Annotated in this window: 2 protein-coding genes; both read left to right on the plus strand. The window is 76.3% G+C overall.

Annotated elements, in window-relative coordinates; translation table 11 throughout:
• Positions 1–733, plus strand: a 733-nt coding sequence (locus tag ACTZWW_RS22575) for an OmpA family protein (RefSeq protein WP_444783209.1), incomplete at its 5' end; no start/stop codon positions are given.
• The gene (locus tag ACTZWW_RS22580) at positions 730–2,034 is read left to right on the plus strand and encodes a chemotaxis protein MotC (protein ID WP_444783210.1); all 1,305 of its coding nucleotides are present in this window, start codon (positions 730–732) and stop codon (positions 2,032–2,034) included. The genes ACTZWW_RS22575 and ACTZWW_RS22580, both read left to right, overlap by 4 nt.
• Positions 2,035–2,201 lie beyond the last annotated feature (167 nt).

Consider the following 2,201-nt stretch of genomic DNA (forward strand, 5'->3'; position numbering starts at 1 on the left):
GGCGGTGGCCGGGGCCGCCGCCGTGCCGGTCGCGGCCCTCGCGATCGACGGGCCGCCCGCCGACGCGGTGGCGGCGGACGCCGTGGCCGAGACCGACGTCGAGACCGACGCCGATCCCGCCGCGGAGCCGGAGCCCGTCCGGATCGCCGCCGCGGACGAGGAGACGCCCGCCGGGGAGGTCGTCGCGGAGGACGCGCCCACCGACGGGGAGTCGCCCGCCGAGGCTCCGGTGGCCGCCGAGGCCGTCGATCCCGCGCTCGCCCGCGCCGCGGCCCTGCGTGCGCGCATCGCCGCCGCGATGGCCCAGGCCACCGGCGCCGCCGTGCCGGAGAACGCGCCGGCGATCGAGGTCTCGGCGACGTCCGAAGGCCTCCTCGTCTCCCTGACCGACGACGCCGACTTCGGCATGTTCGCCATCGGCTCCGCCGAGCCGCGCCCCGAACTGGTGCGCGTCGTCGAGGAGATCGCGCCGATCCTCGCGGAGGAGGCGGGGGCGATCGTGATCCGCGGCCACACCGACGCGCGGCCGTTCAGCTCGGCGACCTACGACAATTGGCGGCTCTCCTCGGCGCGCGCGCACATGGCCTACTACATGCTCGTGCGCGGCGGCTTCGCGGAGGAGCGGATCCTCCGGGTCGAGGGCCACGCCGACCGTATGCTGAAGGTCGCGGACGATCCCTACGCCGACGAGAACCGCCGCATCGAGATCCTGCTGCGGGAGGCGCGCTCGTGAGCCGTCACGTCCTCCCGCTCGCCCTCGCCTGCCTGCTCGCCGCCGCCGGCGCGGCGGCGGCGCAGGCCACGCCCCCCGCGGCCCCCGTCGCCGTTTCGACCGACGTCGCGAACGACGTGCCCGAGCCCTACGCCCTCGTGCGCACGCTCCAGGCGCTCCAGGAGCGTGTGGCGCAGGGCGACGTCGAGGCGCATCGGGCGCAGAGGGCGCTCATCGGCCACATCGCCCGCGGCCTGGACGCGGCGCCGCCGTCAGCCTGGGCGGACGCGCGCAACGCCCATGCCGCGATCGCTTTCGTCCTGGGCGGCGGCCCGCCGCAGAGCCTCGCCGCGATCCTCGCCTCGGGCGCGGAGTTCGGCGCGCCGCGCAGCCTCGCCCAGGGCGCGCTCGCCTTCCTGCAGGGGCGCGAGGCGGAGGCGCGGGAGGCCTGGCGCGAGGCCGATCCGCTCGCGATCGGCGGGATGCTCGGCGGGCAGCTCGCGCTGGCGCAGTCGGCGCTCGCGGTGCGCGAGGACCCGGCGGAGGCGATGCGGCTCCTGGCGGTGGCGCGGCTGCTCGCGCCCGGGACGCTGATCGAGGAGGCGGCGCTGCGCCGCGAGGTCTTCGTCGCCGGCCAGAGCGGGGAGGTGGAGCGGCTCGAGTTCCTGGCGATCCAGTACCTGCGCCGTTTCCGTCATTCGATCTACGCCGGCAACTTCCGCCAGCGCTTCGCCACGCTGCTGACCGCGCTCGACTTCCACGGCGATCTCGAGCGCTTCACGCGGCTCGAGGCGATGCTCGAGCGCTTCGACGGCGAGAGCCGGCGCGACCTCTACCTGTTCTTCGCCCGCCACTCCCTCGTCCACGGAAGGCCCGAGGTCGCGCGGCGCGCGGCGACGCTGGCGCACGGGCTCGCCGCGGGCGATTCCGACGAGGAATGGCGCGCGACCTTCTACGCGGCCGCCTCGCAGGTGACGACGGATCGCTTCGCGCTCGCCGCCGAGACCCTCGCGGACATCGACCCCGCCCGCCTGCCCCCCGCCGACGTGGCCCTGCTCGAGACGGTGATCGATCTCGCGATCCGCATCGGCGAGCCGGTGGTGATCGAGGACGAGGAGGCGCCGACGGAGGTCGCCGCGGAGGTGGTGGACGCCGAAACCCCGACGGCGGAGACGCCCGTCGCCGATCTCCCGGCCGATCTCCCGGCCGAAGCCGCACCGGAAGTCCCCGCCTTCACGCCCCCCGAGCCGACCCCCGCCATGCGCCGCGCCGAGTCGGCGCTCGCCGCCATCGATGTCCTGCTGACGGAGGCACGCCGATGATCCCAGCCGATCTCTCCGCCCTCGTGCAGCCGCGCGGCGGCGAGCGTGCCGCCGGCAATGGCGGCGTCGACGGCAAGGGCGATGCCGAGGGACGCGGCCGTGCCGGGCTCGGCGCGCTGTTCGGCGCGGCGCTCGACGACGTCGGCGAGCGCAGCCGCGAGGGCGGC

The organism is Salinarimonas sp. NSM, assembly GCF_052380005.1.
Lineage (GTDB): Bacteria > Pseudomonadota > Alphaproteobacteria > Rhizobiales > Beijerinckiaceae > Salinarimonas.